This window comes from Rhizobium oryzihabitans, from assembly GCF_010669145.1.
Lineage (GTDB): Bacteria > Pseudomonadota > Alphaproteobacteria > Rhizobiales > Rhizobiaceae > Agrobacterium > Agrobacterium oryzihabitans.
In genome coordinates this window covers 21,025-40,306 of record NZ_CP048637.1, presented here as the reverse complement: position 1 = coordinate 40,306, position 19,282 = coordinate 21,025, and the positions used below count along the sequence as shown (strand labels likewise).

The following is a 19,282-nucleotide window of genomic DNA, read 5'->3' as shown; positions in this document are numbered from 1 at the left end:
TTCCGGGTGGGGTAACTGACATGCCTGCACGTAACGATGCAATCATCCGGTTCGAGAATGTCGTCAAGCGCTATCCCGGAGCTGCGACTCCAGCGCTTGAGATCGATGAATTTTCAATCGAGCGAGGTGAGTTTTTCTCGATCCTCGGGCCCAGCGGTTCGGGCAAGACGACCGCGCTGCGCCTCATCGCTGGCTTCGAGCAGGCCGATTCCGGCCGCATCTTTCTCGATGGCCAGGATGTAACCGACGTTCCGCCGCACCGGCGGAACGTCAATACCGTGTTCCAGTCCTATGCGCTGTTCCCGCATATGACGTTGCGGCAGAATGTCGAATATCCATTGAGGATGGCAGGGGTCGACAAGGCCGAGCGCAGTCGACGTGTCGCCGAGGCGCTGGAAATGGTGGCGATGGACAAGATGGCGGAGCGCCTGCCGCATCAAGTCAGTGGCGGCCAGCGCCAGCGCGTGGCTCTGGCCCGTGCCTTTGTTGGCCGCCCCAGGGTGCTTTTGCTCGACGAGCCGCTGTCCGCGCTCGATCTCAATCTGCGGCAGCAGATGCAGCATGTGCTGGTCGACCTGCAGCGTAAGATCGGCATTACCTTCATCTATGTTACCCATGACCAGAGCGAGGCGTTGTCGATGTCGAACCGCGTCGCCATAGTCAATGCCGGCAGCATTCAACAGCTCGACAGTCCAGGCGAGATCTATTATGCGCCCAACAGTCGCTTCGTCGCCCAGTTCATTGGCAAGTCCAACCTGATCGCCGCAGAGGCGGCGGGTTCGGCGGATTCCTCGGTGGTCTCGGTGTGTGGCGAAAGCTTCGGCATGGCGGCGGTCCGCCGACCCGGCGCGATAAGCCTTGGCCTGCGGTTCGAGGCGCTGACCATAACTCCCGCCGATCGGCCGTGCCCCGAAGGTGTCGCGCTTAAAGGCCATGTCTCCGACGTTCTGTTTCTTGGCCATACTTGCGAGGTGAAGGTCCGTTGCCGCGACCAGGATTTCATCGCCTTTGCGCCGGCGCGGCGTGGTGCAATCCTTGAGCATGGCCAGCCGGTTTGGCTGTCCTTCAAGCCGGAAGACTGTGTGGTGCTTGATGACTGACGTCGCCCTTGCATCGCGCGCAAACCCGAACACTGGGAGCGCTGTCCCAGCCGTGCTGTGCGGCATTCTCGCGCGAATGTCGCTTTATGCCTGGCTTGCCCTGCTCGTGGTCCTGCCGAATATCCTGCTGATCGGCGTCAGCCTGCTCACCTCGAAGAACGGCGTGACCAATTTCGATCTGACGCTGCAGAATTTTGCGCGCGCGTGGGAATCGTCAGGCGTCTGGGTTCTGCTCTGGCGGACAGTGGCGACCGCCCTGCTGGCCACGGCGATTGCTACGCTGATCGCCTATCCGATGGCCTATTACGCAGCGCGCATTCTTGAGCGCGGCCGGTTCCTGTCGGTCATGCTGGTCGTCATCCCGCTCTGGATCAGCCTGCTGATGCGTGTTTTCGCCTGGCGGGTGATCCTCGGCGAGAGCGGCGTGCTCAACGCCTTCCTGTTGCGGATGGGTCTGATCTCGGAGCCGAGTTCGGCGCTGCTCTACAATTCCTTCGCCGTCTTCCTCACCTTCGTATATGTCTCAATCCCCTTCATCTTCGTCGCTGCATATTCAGCGATCGACCGCATTCCGCCCAGCCTGACGGAGGCGGCCAACGATTGCGGCGCAAGCGGCTTCAGGGCTTTCTTCACCGTCGTATGGCCGCTGTCGCGTCCCGGCACTTCGGTGGGCGTGGCGCTCGCCTTCCTCATGGCGGTCGGCGACTACATCACGCCGTCGATGGTCGGCGGACTGGATGGGACGATGCTCGGAATGGTCATCGCCTCGCAGTTCGGCATTGTCGGCAACTGGCCCTATGGCGCGGCGCTCGCATTGATGCTGCTTGTGACGGTCGCCGTCGTTCTCGCCATCATGTTCAGGACAGCGCGCGTGCCCGGTATCCTGACCGGCGAGACGGGTGGGATGCTGTCAGTACCGGCAGGCGCCAGGAGTGCCGGCAACATTTTGTTCCGTTGGCTCGCCTTTGCGCTGTTCTGTCTGCCCTATCTTTTTCTCTATGCGCCACTCGCAATCATCGCGATATTCTCTTTCAACGACGCGACGGTGCAGGTGTTCCCGCTAAGCGGCATGACGTTCCGCTGGTATCAGGAGGTACTGAGCAACACAGCGCTGCTTGCGGCGCTCAACCGGTCGCTCTATGTCGGGCTTCTGGTTCTGTTGATCTCGATCGCCGCCGGAACGGGATTTGCTATCCTGCTCGCCTATGCAAGGCTTTCCTTCGGGAAGCTTTCGGAGCAATTGCTGACGCTGCCGGTCGCCATGCCGGGTGTAGTGCTAGGCATCACGCTTGTGCTTGCTTTCCAGTTGCTTCGCATCCCGACAGGTATTCCGCGCGTCGTGCTCGGGCATTCCACATTCGTCATGCCGGTCATCATGCTGACGGTACTCAGCCGGCTCAGACGGCTGGATCCTGCCTTGGTCGAAGCATCGTCCGATCTCGGCGCGTCCTACGCCAAAACGGTTTGGCATGTCGTGTTGCCACTGGTGCGCGGCTCGATCATCGGTGGGGCGTTGCTCGGTTTCACGCTGTCGGTGGACGAGGTGGTGGTCTCGCTCTTCCTGACCGGAACGCAGCCGACGCTGCCGGTCTGGGTGTGGAACCAGATGCGGTTCGGCTTCACTCCCTCCGTCAATGCCATATTCGTCTGCATCGGTATCGGATCGATCATGCTCACCCTCATTGCGCGCCGCTTCCTCGACGCCAAGGGCACCTGACCGCGCTGAATCATCAAGAAGAAAGGAACAAGCATGTCGTCCACCGCTCAAGAGCTCGCCCGGCTGGCCGAAACCATTAGACCGGAAACGAAGGCGTTCATCGATGGCCGCTTTGTCGATTCCGCCAGCGGCAAGTCCTTCGATACAATCAACCCGGCCACCGGCAAGGTCGTTGCCTCGGTCGCCGAAACCGACCGTGAGGACGTGGATCGCGCCGTTGCGGCTGCACGCTCCGCCTTCAACAAGGGCAGTTGGCGCAATCTCGCTCCGCGCGATCGCAAAGTCGCCTTGCTGCGGCTTGCCGATCTGGTCGAGAAGCATCAGGAAGAGTTCGCCGTCCTCGAATGCCTCGACACAGGCAAGCCTGTCCTCGATGCGCTCAATGCCGACGTGCCGGACGCGATTGCCACGCTGCGCTGGCATGCCGAGGCGATAGACAAGATTTATGACGCCGTTTCGCCCACCTCCGCCGATATCGTCTCGATGGTGGTTCGCGAGCCCATCGGCGTCGTCGGCGCTGTCATCCCCTGGAACTTCCCCCTCGCGATTACCGCGGTGAAGATCGGTCCGGTGCTTGCTGGCGGCAACTCCATCGTGATCAAGCCGGCCGAGCAGACGCCGCTCACGGCCCTCAGGCTTGCCGCCCTTGCGGCAGAGGCCGGCATCCCCGATGGTGTGATAAATGTCCTGCCAGGCTATGGCGAGACATCCGGACAGGCGCTCGGCCGCCATCGCGACGTCGATTGCCTGAGCTTCACAGGTTCGACGGAAGTGGGTGGCTATTTCCTCAAATATGCCGCTGAATCCAATCTCAAGCGCGTGCTGCTGGAACTGGGGGCAAGAGCCCTGTCATCGTCATGGACGATATCGACGATCTAGGTCCTGTCGTGGAACAGATCGCTCTTGGCATCCTGTTCTCCCAGGGCGAGAACTGCAGTGCAGGCTCTCGGCTGCTGGTTCATGCCGGCATGAAGGACCGTCTGCTCGAAGCCGTCATCGAGAATTTCAAGACGTGGAAGGTTGGCGATCCCTTTGCTGAAGACACCAAGATGGGCGCCATGATCGAGCAGAAGCACATGGAGCGGGTGTTGGGCTATATCGAGGCCGGCAAGCGCGAGGGCGCGTTGGTCGCGCTCGGTGGCAACCGTATCCTCGAACAGACCGGCGGCTACTTCATCGAGCCGACCGTGTTCGATGGCGTCGCCAACAGCATGACCATTGCCCAGGAGGAAATTTTCGGCCCCGTGCTGTCGACCATCACGTTCAATGACGTCGAGGAAGCGGTCGCGATCGCGAACGACACGAAATATGGTCTGGCCGCGCAGCTCTATACCAACAATCTGCACATCGCCCATAAGGTCTCCCGCGCCATCCGCGCCGGAACGGTCTCGGTCAACTGCTTCTCGGAAGGCGATCAGGCCGTGCCATTCGGCGGTTACAAGCAGTCGGGCTTTGGCGGGCGCGAAAAATCCATGCTGGCGCATGACCAGTATCTCCAGTTCAAGACGATCTGGATGCAATTGAGGTAGGCAATGACGGATATGGGGAAGAACTCAAACTACGACTATATCGTCGTCGGCGCGGGGTCGGCCGGCTGCGTGGTCGCCAACCGCCTGACCGAGGACGGCACGCGCAGCGTGCTGCTGCTCGAGGCGGGACCACGCGACGGCTCGATCATCATGCGGATGCCGGCGGCACTGGGCCTGCCACTCGAAAGCACGAAGTACAACTGGGCCTACAAGAGCGAGCCCGAGCCCGGACTGAATGGGCGAATAAGCGACCAGCATCGCGGCCGGGTGCTGGGCGGCTCGTCATCTATCAACGGCATGGTTTTCGTGCGGGGCAACCCGCTCGATTACGAAGGTTGGGCGGCGAGGGGATTGCCGAAGTGGTCCTATGCGCATGTCCTGCCTTACTTCAAGAAGATGGAAACCTTCGAGAAGGGCGGTAACGAATACCGTGGTGCGACTGGCCCGCTGCATGTGCACCAATGCCGTGCCGAAAACCCGCTCTACGAGGCCTTTCTTGCTGCAGGGCAGGATTTCGGCCTGCCGCTCAGCACCGACCAAAACGGCTTCCAGCAGGAGGGCGTCAACCGCGCCCAAGCCTCGGTTCGCAACGGCGTCCGCGAGAGCACGGCAGTTGCCTATCTGCGTCCGGCCGAGGGGCGGCGCAATCTCGCCATCGTGACCGGTGCGACCGTGACGCGGCTGATCATGGATGGCAGCACAATACAGGGTGTCGAATACGAGATTGGCGGTGTCGTGAAAAAGGCGATGGCCGGAAAGGAAGTTGTGCTGAGCGCCGGTGCGTTCGATACTCCCAAGATACTGATGCTCTCCGGCATCGGCGATACCGATACGCTCAAGGCGCATGACATCGCGTGCAGGGTCCATCTACCCGGTGTTGGCCGGGATCTCCAGGACCATGTCGCCGTGGCTATCCAGTATACGACAACCAAGTCGGTGTCGCCGACAAAACAGCTCTCGAAATTGGGGCGGCCTTTCGTCGGGTTGCGCTGGCTGTTGACCAAGGCCGGGCTCGGCGCGAGCAACTATTTCGAAGTCGGAGCATTTTTCCGTGGCAATGACACGGTGTCCTATCCGAACATTGAGCACGAATTCCTCCCGATGATCGGCGAATTCTATCGTGGCGAGGCGAGGGTGCTCGACGGCTTTCAGTATTTCACCAGTGTCATGCGTCCCAAGAGCCGCGGTCGCGTCTCGCTCCGCTCTGCCGATCCGAAGGCCGCCCCGAAAATCGAGATCGGCTTCTTGACCGAGGATGCCGATCTCAACGAGATGATCGAGGGTGTGAAAAAGACACGCGAGATCATCCGCCAGAAGTCGTGGGATCCGCTTCGCGGACGGGAGGTCACGCCCAGCGCTGACATTTCTTCCGACAAGGATCTTGCTGCCTGGATTCGTCAGAATGCCGGAACCGCTTACCACCCCGTCGCGACCTGCCGGATGGGCAACGACGAGATGGCTGTGACCGATCAAGACGGCTGCGTACACGGCGTGAGCGGGTTGCGCATCGCCGATGCGTCACTGATGCCGGCGCTGACGACGGGCAATACCAATGCGCCAACGATCATGATCGGCGAGAAGATCGCCGACGCCATTCTCGGCCGGCAACTGCCGCCGCAGAACTCCTCCTTTTATACCGGCCGGCATTGAAGCCGGCCGCCGTGTGAGTTCCACGAGCTCGCGATAAAGGGGACTGACGATTTCAAGGGCGTCCAGTCGCATGAAATCCTGCGCGATGACTTTAGCATGTTTTCCTTTTTGCGGCTCGGGCCGGAATCGAATGGTCTCCATACGCTTGTTGTATTGCGGTGATATACTCAATCCATCCGGTCATTCGCGCGTTATCGTCCGGAACGCCTCCGCCAACCTCCTGACAGCCACCTCGATCTCGGCCGGCGTGTAGGCGGCAAAGCCCATCAGGAAGCCGGCTTGCGGATCGTTGGCAGCATGGAGCGCCGACAGGCCGAGGATGTCGATCCCCACTCGTCGCGCGGCATCGATGGCCGCGCGCTCGGATAGATCGGCGGTCAGGACGCACGGCATCTGCAGGCCGCCGGCCGGAATGCGCGGCTCGATGAAATCCGCCAGGTGTCTGCCCACTTGGCCGGCCAGCACGTCGAGGCGTTCGGCATAGATGCCGCGCATGCTGCGGACGTGCGCGCCGAAATGCCCGCCTTCCATGAAGCGGGCAAGCGTCAATTGCGCCATGGGCGCCGTATGTCCATCCAGCAATGTGCGTGCGACGGTCATCGGCTTCACAAGCTGCGGCGGCAGCACGACATAACCGATCCGCAGACCCGGAAACAGCGACTTGGTGAAGGTGCCGATATAGATCGTCCGGTCGTGCGGATCGAGACCCTGCACGCAGGCCGTCGGCTTGCCGGCATAATGGAATTCGCTGTCGTAATCGTCCTCCATGATCCAGGCCTGATGCCGGGCCGCCCATTCGATCAGGGCAAGACGGCGCTCGAGCGCCAGCGTCGTGCCGGTGGGGAACTGGTGGGAAGGCGTCAGGTAGACCGCCCTTGCCGGCGGCGCGGCCATGATCTGCTCGACTATGAGAGGTCGCCGCCAGGCATCAGTGTCGGTCCGGAAAGAAGTTGCGTAATCTGAGTCGGTTATGATTCCCTGGCTTTGAGATGATTCTTTTCGGGCAAGGCAGCGATGTGGACGACAGCGAACCGTGGAAAATACAAGCGCGATGGATTGCGCTATCCGAGTGATCTGACGGATGCGGAATGGGCTCTGGTGGAGCCGTTGATCCCTCCAGCCAAGCGTGGCGGGCGCCGACGTGAGGTCAATGTTCGCGAGGTCGTCAACGGCCTGCTGTATGTGCTGAGCACGGGCTGCCAGTGGCGCGCCGTTCCGAAAGACCTGCCGGCCAAGAGCACGTTGTTCGACTATTTCGACCTTTGGAACTGGGACGGCACACTCGGCCGTCTTCACGATGAACTCTATGTGAAATGCCGCGAGGCGATGGATCGTGAGGCCAGTCCCACCGCCTGCATCATCGATAGCCAGAGCGTTAAAAGCGCCGAAAAAGGGGGATCTGCATCGACCCGAGCGGGTATGATGCGGGCAAGAAGATCAAGGGCAAGAAGCGCCACATCCTCGTCGATACGGTAGGGCTGCTGCTTCATGCCCTGGTTCACCCGGCCGACATCCAGGATCGTGACGGTGGCGTGCTGGTCTTGAAGACGCTGTTTGGGAGGTACCCGTTCCTGAAAAGGCTGTTCGCCGATGGCGGCTATCAGGGACCTGTCTTTGCCAAGGGCAGAAGAAGGCCATGCCGGGCCTTGCGACCGAAATCGTCAAGCGCTCCGATACTGCCAAAGGCTTCGAGGTCTTGCCGAGACGTTGGGTGGTTGAGAGGACCTTCGCGTGGCTGGGACGTTGCCGCAGGCTGGCCAAGGACTTCGAAAACATGTCACGCAACGCACTCGCCTTCCTCAAATTGGCATCCATTCGCCTCATGCTGAGAAGGCTCTGTTCAAACTGAATAACTTTCCGGACCGACTCTTAGAAAGCAGGCACGCTGATGCGGGCGGCGAACATCCTCCATCTCGGCATAAAGGAACTGCGCGGCCTTTTGCGCGATCCGGTGCTTCTGGTGCTGATTGTCTACGCTTTCACGGCTGCGATCTACACGGCCTCCAAGGCGATGCCGGAAACGCTCAACCGGGCGCCGATCGCCATCGTTGACGAGGACCGCTCGGCCGTGTCGACGCGTATCGCCAGCGCCTTCTATCCGCCATATTTCCTGGCGCCGTCGCTCATTTCAATTGAGGAAATGGACAGCCGCATGGATGCCGGCCTCGACACGTTCGCTCTCGACATTCCGCCGAATTTTCAGCGCGATCTCCTCGCCGGCCGCGCGCCGACCCTCCAGCTCAACATAGATGCGACACGCATGTCGCAAGCCTTCACCGGCGGGGGATATGTGCAGTCGATCGTCTCTGGCGAGGTCGGCGAATTCCTAGCCGGCCATCGTGCGCAAACCGTCCTGCCGGTCGCCCTTGATCTGCGCGCCCGGTTCAACCCCGAGCTCAACAAGGGATGGTTCGGCGCGATCAGCGACGTCATCACCTCGATCACCATGCTGTCGATCGTGCTGACTGGTGCTGCGCTCATCCGCGAGCGAGAGCACGGCACCATCGAGCACCTCCTGGTCATGCCGGTGACCGCGTTCGAGATCATGATGAGCAAGGTCCTGGCGATGAGCCTTGTGGTTCTGACGGCCGCCACTTTTTCCCTTGTGTTTGTGGTTGAAGGTTTGCTTGCCGTGCCGGTCAACGGCTCGATAATCCTATTCCTGGCCGGCGCCGCGCTCGACATCTTCGCCATGACCTGCCTCGGCATCTTCCTTGCCACCATAGCCGGCTCAATGCCGCAATTCGGACTATTGCTGATGATGGTGCTGATGCCGTTGCAACTGCTATCTGGCGGCGTCACCCCTCGCGAAAGCATGCCGGAGGTCATCCAGTTCATCATGCTTGCTGCACCCAACACGCATTTTGTCATGTTAGCGCAGTCCGTTCTCTTTCGGGGGCAGGACTCGATGTGGTTTGGCCGCAGCTCCTGGCGATGCTCATCATCGGAGTGGCGCTGTTCGTCTTCTCGCTTAGCCAGTTCCGGCGCTATCTTCGAGAGTGAGTTCTTCCTGAACCGCGGCGTCTCTCGGTTCATGGGGTGGCGACGTCATTGCCTATGGAGGGCCATCGCGCGCGACTAACGCCAACTACCTGCCGTGCCGTCGTCATCAATGGCGGTTTTGCCAGGTGGCGAAGGCGAAAGCCGCTCATCGCGATCGATGGTCACTGCGCTTCAGGATTATTTCGCGATTCCCGCCGCGCCGGAAGATACACTGTACTGATCCACCCTTTTGATCATGATCAATGTCAGTGGCGCCCGACGACATGTAAATTCGATCTTCTAGCATCAAAGTTCGAGCGGCCACCATGGCGAGATATTCCTCCAAGCATCTGGAGCAGCGCGAAGCGAAGTATAGGCAAATCCTCGTCCACCAACAGCAGCAGCTGCAAACGCGTCTGGCAAAGATTGAGGATGATTTTTAACAGCCTCGGAACCGAGACGACGATGATCGTGCCGTAGAACGCAACAACGACGAGGTGCTAGAGGAGCTGGCAAAGACCGGGCAAAAGGAGCTTTTGCCATAGAAGCCGCCCTTGATCGGATGAAAGAGGGCGCCTTCGGTTTATGCGTCAAGTGCGGCCGCGCGATAAGTGATGAACGGATTGATGTCGTCCCGCACACGCCGTTTTGTCAGGCTTGCGCGCGTTCGCTCCAACTTCGCTAGAGCATTCATCGCCTCGTCATTGGCAATTCCGGTGTGTGGGTGCCGAACCTCTGTTGGTTAGGCTGAAAGTAGATCTAGGATAGAATCCCCTGTTGACGGCTCGATCCATCGAGGTACGAATCGGAATTCGGTCGGGACCGATGAAAAATTGCGGGTGATGACAGCCAGGTCAATGGTTATCCACCGGAGCGGACAACATTCGAGATAGCTTCCAGCACTTCCAGCATTCGCGGCAGATAATTCGTGACCGTACTGGTGCGGCTCGAAGGTGCAGAGGGCGCCGGATCACGGTTGTAGAAGCATGAGTGAGTGGCGTGTCTTTCGCGCCCCAAACCATGCTGAATGATTTCAAGAGGCGGATGAGGTGGGATCACTGCATGAATGACCCTTATGAGACACTCGGTGTAGCTCGTACTGCGACCGACAAGGAAATCAGGGACGCGTTTAAGAAACTAGCACGCAAGTTTCACCCTGATCTGCATCCGGACGACAAGACGGCTGAGGATAGATTCAAGGCGATCTCGGCGGCAAACGACCTGCTCAAGGACAAGGACAAGCGTCGGCGGTTCGATGCAGGCGAGATAGATGCCAGTGGTGCGGAAAAAGCCCAGCAGCGCTACTACCGCGATTTCGCCGATGGATCACACCGCGGCTCCCACGCAGCGCAGGATGGCTTTGCCAGCAATGATGATCTGGAGGATTTCCTGGCGCGCGCTTTTGGCGGGGGCGCGCAGCGGGCACAGGGCACATTCCGGGCGCGAGGACAGGATGTGAGTTATGTACTGCCAGTTAGCTTCATGAACGCGGTCAATGGCGCCGTTCGCACCATCACATTGCCCGAAGGAAAGACGCTGAGTGTGTCGATCCCGGAGGGCGCAGCCGACCGGCAGATGTTACGGCTGAAAGGCCAAGGCATGCCCGGCTTTGGCGGCGGGCCGGCAGGTGACGCCTTTGTTGAATTGCATATCGAACCGCACCCGTTCTTCCATCGCAAGGATGACAATATCCATGTAGACGTACCCGTCACGCTAAAAGAAGCGACACTTGGCGCACGAATCACCGTGCCGACGATCAATGGCCCGGTCTCGATGAAGATTCCGAAAGGCGCAAACACCGGTCAGACGCTGCGACTGCGTGACAAGGGAGTTCTCGACCGCAAATCCGGCAATCGCGGACATCAGCTCATCACCCTGAAAGTCGTACTGCCTGCTGGCGAGGAGCCCGAGTTGGCAAAATTTCTGGAGAGTTGGCAGCCGAAGAACGTGGATGAGCCCCGCAAGGAGATGCTGAAATGATGCGCGTTGATGAAATTGTCGAGCAGATAAGTGATCTTCAGCGAAACGATCTCGACGCGTGGATCCGGGAGGCATTGATCTCGCCCCAGGAAGATGGCGGAGATTTGGTGTTTTCGGAGATGGAATACGCACGTATCCGGCTGATCTGCACCCTGCATTATGATTTGGAGGTCAACGCAGATTCTCTCCCGATCGTAGTCTCCTTGGTCGATCAGCTCCACCAGGCGCGCCAACGCCTGTTGAAACTGACAGCTGCTGTGGTCACACAGGATAAGTCGGTGCAGGCGGCAATTCTTGAGGCATTTGAGCTAAGCAATACTGATGAACAGAGTTAGTTGCCGTGGCTGCTTAATCGAGGCTCCCCCTCACAGTTCCATAAAATAGGCGTTATGCCACGCGTGCGATGTCGCTTGGATGATTTCGTGCTCGTAGCCACGCTGACAAGCGATCCCTTAAACAACGACTTGGGAGGAAATCTTCCGGCGCCCGTGCAGCACGCGGATGATTTCGACTGCGCTGCCAGTGAGCCGGTAAAGAGTTAGATACTCGCCTGAGACCAGATGCCGAATACCCGGGGCAATGTCGTCGCGCGCCATTCCCGAGTACGGATGTCGTGCGAGATGCTGCCAGCGCGCCTCAATTGCATCGAGAACTCGATCAGCTGCGACTATGTTTTCAACGGCAATGTAGGACCATATTTCGATCAGGTCCTCATCGGCACGATCCGTGCGGACAATAGAAAGCACATTTAGCTTTCGCGTTGTGAAGATTCAAAGCGACGGCGCGCGGCAGCTTTCACCTCTGCCATCGTAGACCGCGAACTCGGACCGCTGTCGATGCCTTCATGAACAAGCGCTCGCAGATCCTCGACTGTATAACCAAGCAAATCCCGTCTTTCCTTCCACTCACGCACGGCGTCGCGGATGGCTTCGCTAGTCGACGCATATTCGCCAGCATCGACCGCGCTTCGCACAAATCCCGCCATCTCAGGCGTCAATGCAATGGTAATCTTTTCAACCGTCGTCATCGTAAAAGCCTTTTTCTCTTCACGTCCATGGTATGCGATTAGCGTACCGGAGGCAAGATGCCGATATGTCCAGCTCGGGCAACTACTTGATTCTCTTCCGCGTCGGCTTGCCGGCCGAGGTGGCCCGCGGTTCGAATCTCATCAAGGCGCTAAATTTGGAGTTGTGATATTCCAATAGTCCTGCGGCTTTAGCCGCTACCAACCTTCCCGACAGCAACTGACTGATTGAACTAGCAGCCTTGCCGTGCGGAGAGAACCGTGACCCAGAAGCAGAGCCCCGCGCGGTGCCGGGCTCTGCCTACAACGCTTTTATGGGCTCGCGTGTCCCAGGTCTTTCGCGATGCGAAGGAATTCCTGAAACTGCTCCTCCGGCACAAAGGACCCGCCGGTCGTCCAAACGACATGTGTTGCTCGGGCGAGGTGCTCATCAACCCGCCGCCGCCTACAGAACTCTTTACCCTGAGCATGCCGGACAATGAAATCCGGACCGGCGAAGCCTGCAGCGGCGGACGGTTCGAGGCGTAGGTTCTGGCTCTCGTGCGCTTTCAAAAGCCACTTGAACAGTGAGGCGTCGTCGACGGTGAACACGCCTGCCAACATCTCCCGCATGACGGCGGCGACGAAGGCAGACATGCGGGCGACTGCCATGCCATCCGCCTCCGTCCGGTTTGTGAGGCCGACATCATACACGGAGACAAGCTCCTCGGAGCCGCTCAGGAGATGAACGAGGGCACAAGGCGATTGAACCGGCTCCACGAAGAAGCAATGCACATTGTCTCCGAAGACCGTCTTGGCGCCGTATGCTACGCCGCCCGGCGCGCCGCCGATTCCGCACGGCAGGTAGAGAAACAGGGGATGCTCAGCATCGACCTTGACGCCATTGGCCTGTAGCTGCTCGGCAAGCTCTAGCGCCGCGACGCTGTAGCCGAGGAAAAGGTGCCTGGATTGCTCATCGTCGACGAAATAGATCGTCGGATCGCGCTCCGCGACGATACGGGCATTTTCGACGGCTGTCGTATAGTCGGCCGAGTGCTTGATAACCTCTACCCCGAGCCGTTGCAGCCGCTCCACCTTCCAGGGCTTGGCGTCGGAGGACATGTGAACCGTCGCGCTAAAACCGAGGGCGCGAGCAGCAACCCCGACACTGAGTCCGAGATTGCCGGTGCTGCCGACAGCGATGGTGTGGCGCGAGAAGAACGCTCTCGCGTCGGCTTCGGCGAGGCGGCGGATGTCCTCTCCGTCCTGCAGGAGACCTTCCCGTATCGCGAGTTGTTCGGCGAGGAGGAAGACCTCGTAGACGCCGCCGCGTGCCTTGATCGAGCCGGCAACGGGAAGGGCGTTGTCTGCCTTCACAAAGATGGTGCCGAAATCAGCGCTGTCATAGCCGAGTGCGTCACGCATCTCGTCCAGCAGGACAAGATCGGAGCGGATTTCGCCCTTTGCAGGTTTCAGTTCAGGAAAACAGGCCTCGAGTAGGGAAGCCAGCCTCCGCCAGTTAGCATGTGCCTCGTCTATATCCGACGGCCGTACGGGAAGCGAGGCGTCCCCAATCGCATTGTCCTTATAGTTCGGGTTGATCCAGAGCGTCGGGCGGGCTGCAAGCAAATCGGCTCGGGATGGATTGTCGGGTAGTTGGATAGCCATGTTGTGATCCTGTCTGGGGAGGGGAGGCTGTGCATATCCCGGTTGATTGGGTCAGGCGTATCGCGCGACTGCAAGGTCCCTGGCGTCGATCTCGGGCGCCTTGCCGGAGACGAGGTCGGCGACGACGCGGGCGGAGCCCGAGCTCATGGTCCAGCCGAGCGTGCCGTGGCCAGTGTTGAGGAAGAGGCCGGTGACCTTGGTCGGGCCGATGACTGGCGTGCCATCCGGCGTCATCGGTCGAAGGCCCGACCAGAAGCTTGCCTTCGACACATCACCACCCGGGAAGAGGTCGGTGACGGAGTGCTGCAGGGTCAGGCGGCGGCGCTCGCCGAGATCGTTGGTGTAGCCGGAGATTTCCGCCATGCCGCCGACGCGGATGCGGTCGCCGAGGCGCGTGATGGCGATCTTGTATGTCTCGTCCATCACGGTGGATTCCGGTGCGCGCGAGGCGTCGGTGATTGGGATGGTCAGCGAATAGCCTTTGACCGGATAGACCGGCAGGCGAATGCCGTGCGGGCGTACCAGGAGCGGCGAGAAGCTGCCGAGCGCGACGACAACGGCATCGGCATCGAGCGTGCCATGGGCGGTGACGACGCCGCGGATGCGGCCGCCTTCCACATCCAGGCCGCGGATGATGCTACCGAATCTAAAGGTGACGCCGAGCGCCGCGGCCTTTGTGGCCAGCACATTGGAGAATTTGAAGCAGTCGCCCGTCTCGTCCTTCGGCGTCAGGAGGCCGCCGCCAATCTTCTCGCGCACGTGCTTCAGTGCGGGTTCGACGCGGATGCAGCCCTCGGGATCGAGCACTTCGTAGGGAATGCCGTCGGCGGCGAGCGCCTTGACGTCCTTGGCGGAGGCATCGAGCTGAGCCTCGGTGCGGAAAAGTTGCAGCGTCCCCTGCATGCGCTCGTCATAGGCAATACCCGTCTCTTCGCGCAGCGCCGCCAGCGAAATGCGGCTGTAATCGGCAAGGCGCAGCATGCGGCTTTTGTTGAGCGCATAGCGGGCGGAGGTGCAGTTGCGCAGCATCTGCGTCATCCAGGACAGCATCGCCATGTCGACCTTGGGCCGCAGGATCAGCGGCGCGTGCTGCATGAACAGCCATTTCATCGCCTTCACGGGAATGCCAGGCGCGGCCCAGGGCGAGCAATAGCCGAAGGAGACCTCGCCGGCATTGGCGAAGCTCGTTTCCAGCGCCGGGCCGGGCTGGCGATCGACGACCGTGACCTCATGCCCCGCTTTGGCAAGCTGGTAGGCGGAGGTGACGCCGATGATGCCGGCGCCGAGAACGATAACTTTCATGGTTTACCCGAGATTCTGCCGAGACCCGACACGAGTGTTCAACCCATCCGTTCGGATACGAAAGAGCCGGGAGAGGGCGGAAAGACGATGGTCTTGTTGCCATTGATGAACACGCGGCCATGGATATGGGCGTGAATGGCACGGGCGAGCACCTGGCTTTCGACATCGCGGCCTAGGCTGACGTAGTCGTCCGCCGACTGCGCATGTGTCACGCGCACGATGTCCTGTTCGATGATCGGGCCTTCGTCGAGGTCGGCGGTCACATAGTGCGAGGTCGCGCCGATCAGCTTCACGCCGCGCTCGAAAGCCTGCTTATAGGGGTGCGCACCCTTGAAGGACGGCAGGAAAGAGTGGTGGATGTTGATGATGCGGCCGGACATCTTCCTGCACATCTCGTCGGAGAGAACCTGCATGTAGCGGGCGAGCACGATGAGTTCTGCGCCTGTCTCCTCGACGATGCGCATCTGCTCGGCTTCGGCTTCCGGCTTATTCTCCTTCGTCACCTTGATGTGGTGGAAGGGGATGTCGTGATTCACCACGACCTTCTGGTAGTCGAAATGATTGGAGACGACGCCGACGATGTCGATCGGCAGCGCGCCGATCTTCCAGCGGTAGAGCAGGTCGTTGAGGCAATGGCCGAAGCGCGAGACCATGAGGATCACCTTGCGTTTGGCCGTCTCGTCGAAGAATTCCTCCTCCGCCTCGTAAGTCGCCGCGATCTCGGCGAAGCCCTCGCGCAGGTGCTCCAGCGTGCGGCCTTCCTCGGACTGGAAGCTGACGCGCATGAAATAGCGGCCGGTGCTCTTGTCGTCGAACTGGGCGCTGTCGGAAATGTTGCAGCCATTGGTGGACAGGTAGGTCGCGATTGCGGCGGTCACGCCCCGGATGGAGGGGCAGGCGACGCGCAGGGCGTAACGATTGGGAAGAGCGGACATTGGCGATCCCTTCGGGTCGGTCAGTCGATATGGACGGAGTGCTGGCGGCGGAAGGCCGTGAGCGTATTGGCGAGGAGGCAGGCGATGGTCATGGGGCCGACGCCGCCCGGAACCGGCGTGATGGCACCAGCGTGGCGGGCCTCCTCGAAGGCGACGTCGCCGACGATGCGCGACTTGCCGTCGATCTCCACGCGGTTGATGCCGACGTCGAGGACCACCGCCCCAGGCTTGATCCAGTCACCGCGCACGAGACCGGGCCGACCGACCGCGACGACGAGGATATCGGCAGTGCGGCAAAGCTCCGGCGTGTTCCTCGTGCGCGAATGGGCGACGGTCACCGTGCAGTTTTCCGAAAGCAGCAGTTGCGCCATCGGCTTGCCGACAATGTTGGATTTGCCGATCACCACGGCATGGAGGCCGGAGAGGTTTTCGCCGAGCCGGTCCTTCAGCAGCATGAGGCAGCCGAGCGGCGTGCAGGGCACCAATGCCGGCTGGCTGGTCGAAAGGCGCCCGGCATTGGAGATATGGAAGCCGTCGACATCTTTGTCGGGATTGATGCCTTGGATGACGGCGTTGGCATCGAGATGGACGGGCAGCGGCAGTTGCACGAGAATGCCGTGCACGGCGGGATCGACATTCAGCCGGTCGATCAGCGCCATCAGCTCGTCCTGCGTCGTGTCGGCCGCAAGCTCGTGCTTGAAGGAATTCATGCCGGCGGCGACCGTCTGGCGGTGCTTCGAGCCCACATAGACGGCACTGGCGGGATCTGCGCCGACAAGGACGACGGCAAGGCCCGGCACGGTGCCGGTCGCCTCTTTCAGCCGGGCAACGTCCTTGGCGACGTTTTCGAGCAAGCCGGCCGCGAACTTCTTGCCGTCGATGATCGCGCCGTCCGTGATTCTATCCATTCCCATGATATTCCCCTTTTGCGTCACTCGATGCCCGCTTAGGGGCCTGGAAGGCGCACTATGCAGGAGGGTGCGCCTTCGCTTCGTGGGAAGTCTTCGCCTAGTGCGCGTAGACCGGGAAGGTCGCCGTCAGCTTGGCCACCGTCGCCTTCGCGCCTTCGACGACATCATCCGCCTTGCCGGCCGCTTCCGCCTCTATGAGGTCGGCGATGGCGTTGCCCAGCGCCTTGAATTCGGCTTCCTTCAGGCCGCGCGTCGTCGCCGCCGACGTGCCGAGACGCATGCCGACCCATTCGGCGGGACGCGGGCTGTCGCCCGGGATCGGGTTCTTGTTCGAGGTGATGTTGGCGCGGGCGAGCACGTCTTCGACCTGCTTGCCGTTAAGGCCCTTGCTGGAGAGATCGAGCAGGACGATATGCGTGTCCGTGCCGCCCGAAACGATGCGCACGCCGCGGTCCGCCAGCGTTTCGGCCAGCACCCTGGCATTCGCCTTCACCTGATGCGCATAGGTCTTGAAATCGTCGCGCAGCGCCTCGCCGAGGCAGATCGCCTTGGCTGCAAGCACGTTGCTGTGCAGCGAGCCCTGCACGCCGGGGAAGACGGCGGCCTGCAGCTTCTTGAACCATTCCTCGTTGTTGGTGAGGATGAGGCCGCCGCGCGGGCCGCGAAGCGTCTTCGTGGTCGTGCAGGTGACGATATCCGCATGCGGGAAGGGGGAGGGATGGGCCCCGCCGGCGACCAGCCCGGCGATATGCGCCATGTCGACCATGAAATAGGCGCCGACCTTCTTTGCGATCTTCGCCATGCGCTCGAAGTCGAGTTCACGCGGATAGGCCGAGCCGCCGGTGATCAGGAGCTTCGGGCGAACCTCTTCCGCGATGCGCTCCATCTCGTCGTAGTCGATGACTTCGTTCTGCGAGTTGACATTGTAGTTGTGCGCCTCGAACCAGCGGCCCGAAAGGTTGCCCTTCATGCCGTGAGACAGGTGGCCGCCGGCGGCGAGGTCGAGCGACAGGACCTTTTCGCCCGGCTTCATCAGCAGGAAGAAGACGGCAAGGTTTGCCTGCGTGCCGGAATGCGGCTGGACGTTGGCATAGGCACAGCCGAAGAGTTCCTTGGCGCGGTCGATGGCCGCCTGCTCGACGACATCAACGAACTGGCCGCCGCCATGGAAACGGTTGCCAGGATAGCCTTCGAGCGTCTTGTTGGTCATCTCGTGGCCGAGTGCGTCGAGAACGGCGCGGCTGACGATGTTTTCCGAGGCGATCAGCTCGATCTGGTTCTGCTGGCGGGCGCGTTCGTTCTCGAGCGCCTGAGCGACGATCGGGTCGAATTCGTGCACCGGCGAATTGAAGTGGGCGTTTGTCTGTTCGGTCATGACCTGTCTCCGCGGAAGGGTATGAGGGCTTGGAGAAAGGCTAGCGACGGCTTCGATCCAGAAAAAGTTAATAATATTTGCATGTACGTTCTGATTTGCTAATCATTTGTTGTCAGCTTGAGGAGGAGATTATGGATCTTGCCCGCCTGCGCGCCCTGCGCGAACTTTCGATCCGCAAGACCATGGCGGCAGTCGCCGAGGCGCTCTACGTCTCGCCGTCGGCGGTTTCGCAACAAATCGCTTTGCTCGAACAGGAGGTGGGCATCGCGCTTATTGAGCGTCGTGGCCGGGGTGTTGAGCTTACGCCGGCCGGCAAACAGCTCGTGGAGCGTGCAGAGCGCATTCTTATCGAGCTGGAATCGGCGCGCGCCGACATTGCGGAACTGAAGAAGGTGATTGCCGGTGAGCTACGTGTGGCGGCGTTCCCATCGGTCGCATCGGCCGTGGTGGCTGGCGCTATTCATGAACTCCACCGTGCACATCCACACCTCACGGTGCAGTTCGATGAACTGGAACCCGCAGAAAGCCTGGCGGCGCTTCGCAGCTGGCAAACGGATATTGCGATCATCGACGATCTGAACGTTCCTGCGGGCGCCATCGACCCCAATATCGAGACAATCCCTCTGATGGAGGATGTCTTCAACGTGATGGTCTCGCAGACCCACGCCCTGGCAGAGCAGCCGACCGTTATGTTGCACCAACTGCGCGACGAGCGTTGGGCGCTCGATACGGCCTCTTCCGCCTATAACCGCATGATTACCGATGCGTGTCAGGAGGCTGGTTTTACGCCGAACATCGTTGCACGGTGCAAGGGGTTCGAGGTGACGATCGCACTTATACGCGACGGTTATGCAATATCGATCTTGCCCGGCCTGCGGGCGAGCTATGACCTGGAAGATGTCTGGGTCTGCAAACTCGAGCCGGAGATTCGCCGCAAGATCTCGCTGGCTTTCCGCAAAGGGGAGAAGCGCAGCCCTGCAGTGCAAGCGTTCATCAAAGAGGTAAACGGCAGGATCGGCACACATTATCGCCTGCCGATGGCAAATGCCGGGCTGCAGAGCGCGGCAGATATCCCTGGAGTCTGATAGTCGTGATAACGAAACAGTTTTGCTAAAGAGTTACTACAGGAA

At 60.5% G+C, this 19,282-nt stretch carries 13 protein-coding genes and 5 pseudogenes; 10 read left to right on the top strand and 8 right to left on the bottom strand.

The genetic code is table 11. The features are described from left to right. The first annotated feature begins 20 nt into the window (after positions 1-20). The 4 genes and pseudogenes from G3A56_RS25885 (at position 21) to G3A56_RS25870 (ending at position 5,996) form a co-directional block, all read left to right on the top strand. Positions 21-1,100 (top strand): ABC transporter ATP-binding protein, encoded by a 1,080-nt coding sequence (locus G3A56_RS25885; RefSeq protein WP_130521231.1) that lies wholly within the window; start codon positions 21-23, stop codon positions 1,098-1,100. Continuing rightward, complete coding sequence (locus G3A56_RS25880) at positions 1,093-2,817, top strand: ABC transporter permease subunit (protein ID WP_164056907.1); 1,725 nt, start codon at positions 1,093-1,095, stop codon at positions 2,815-2,817. The genes G3A56_RS25885 and G3A56_RS25880 overlap by 8 nt, the downstream gene beginning before the upstream one ends. 33 nt (positions 2,818-2,850) lie before the next feature. Then, a pseudogene (locus G3A56_RS25875) lies at positions 2,851-4,346 on the top strand (aldehyde dehydrogenase). Between the two features lie 12 nt (positions 4,347-4,358). Further along, on the top strand, positions 4,359-5,996 hold the full coding sequence (locus G3A56_RS25870) for a choline dehydrogenase (RefSeq protein WP_130521238.1): 1,638 nt from the start codon (positions 4,359-4,361) through the stop codon (positions 5,994-5,996). Between the two features lie 180 nt (positions 5,997-6,176). Here the strand turns inward: G3A56_RS25870 and G3A56_RS25865 are convergent. Further along, a pseudogene (locus G3A56_RS25865) lies at positions 6,177-6,887 on the bottom strand (aminotransferase-like domain-containing protein); the annotation flags it as partial. A gap of 123 nt (positions 6,888-7,010) precedes the next feature. Between G3A56_RS25865 and G3A56_RS25860 the strand changes: the two are divergent. From G3A56_RS25860 to G3A56_RS25840, 5 genes and pseudogenes are all read left to right on the top strand, one after another. Continuing rightward, a pseudogene (locus G3A56_RS25860) lies at positions 7,011-7,845 on the top strand (IS5 family transposase). Between the two features lie 39 nt (positions 7,846-7,884). Then, positions 7,885-8,999, top strand: a pseudogene (locus G3A56_RS25855) (ABC transporter permease). A gap of 305 nt (positions 9,000-9,304) precedes the next feature. Beyond that, positions 9,305-9,663, top strand: a pseudogene (locus tag G3A56_RS25850) (TraR/DksA family transcriptional regulator). Between the two features lie 377 nt (positions 9,664-10,040). Then, positions 10,041-10,958 carry a DnaJ C-terminal domain-containing protein gene (locus G3A56_RS25845; RefSeq protein ID WP_130521242.1) on the top strand — a complete coding sequence of 306 codons (918 nt, stop codon included), beginning with the start codon at positions 10,041-10,043 and terminating at the stop codon, positions 10,956-10,958. Continuing rightward, positions 10,955-11,293, top strand: coding sequence for a chaperone modulator CbpM (locus G3A56_RS25840; protein ID WP_130521244.1), 339 nt, complete (start codon positions 10,955-10,957; stop codon positions 11,291-11,293). The genes G3A56_RS25845 and G3A56_RS25840 overlap by 4 nt, the downstream gene beginning before the upstream one ends. A gap of 117 nt (positions 11,294-11,410) precedes the next feature. On the opposite strand, the gene G3A56_RS25835 is transcribed toward G3A56_RS25840, so the two are convergent. The 7 genes from G3A56_RS25835 to G3A56_RS25805 form a co-directional block, all read right to left on the bottom strand. Continuing rightward, positions 11,411-11,704 carry a type II toxin-antitoxin system RelE/ParE family toxin gene (locus tag G3A56_RS25835; RefSeq protein ID WP_130521246.1) on the bottom strand — a complete coding sequence of 98 codons (294 nt, stop codon included), beginning with the start codon at positions 11,702-11,704 and terminating at the stop codon, positions 11,411-11,413. 2 nt (positions 11,705-11,706) lie between these two features. Continuing rightward, positions 11,707-11,985 (bottom strand): type II toxin-antitoxin system ParD family antitoxin, encoded by a 279-nt coding sequence (locus G3A56_RS25830; protein WP_130521248.1) that lies wholly within the window; start codon positions 11,983-11,985, stop codon positions 11,707-11,709. Positions 11,986-12,294: 309 nt separating this feature from the next. Continuing rightward, positions 12,295-13,629, bottom strand: a complete 1,335-nt coding sequence (dsdA, locus tag G3A56_RS25825) for a D-serine ammonia-lyase (RefSeq protein WP_130521250.1) — start codon at positions 13,627-13,629, stop codon at positions 12,295-12,297. 51 nt (positions 13,630-13,680) lie between these two features. Then, complete coding sequence (locus G3A56_RS25820) at positions 13,681-14,931, bottom strand: D-amino acid dehydrogenase (RefSeq protein WP_130521252.1); 1,251 nt, start codon at positions 14,929-14,931, stop codon at positions 13,681-13,683. Between the two features lie 38 nt (positions 14,932-14,969). Beyond that, positions 14,970-15,866, bottom strand: coding sequence for a formyltetrahydrofolate deformylase (gene purU, locus G3A56_RS25815; protein WP_130521253.1), 897 nt, complete (start codon positions 15,864-15,866; stop codon positions 14,970-14,972). 20 nt (positions 15,867-15,886) lie between these two features. Beyond that, positions 15,887-16,780, bottom strand: coding sequence for a bifunctional methylenetetrahydrofolate dehydrogenase/methenyltetrahydrofolate cyclohydrolase FolD (gene folD, locus G3A56_RS25810; protein WP_130521255.1), 894 nt, complete (start codon positions 16,778-16,780; stop codon positions 15,887-15,889). A gap of 94 nt (positions 16,781-16,874) precedes the next feature. Next, entirely contained in the window at positions 16,875-18,152 is a 1,278-nt protein-coding gene (locus G3A56_RS25805) for a serine hydroxymethyltransferase (RefSeq protein WP_130521257.1), read from the bottom strand. Between the two features lie 131 nt (positions 18,153-18,283). Here G3A56_RS25805 and G3A56_RS25800 point away from each other — a divergent pair, with 131 nt between their 5' ends. Further along, a complete protein-coding gene (locus G3A56_RS25800) occupies positions 18,284-19,237 on the top strand; it encodes a LysR family transcriptional regulator (protein ID WP_130521259.1) in 954 nt (317 codons plus the stop codon). Positions 19,238-19,282: the final 45 nt, after the last annotated feature.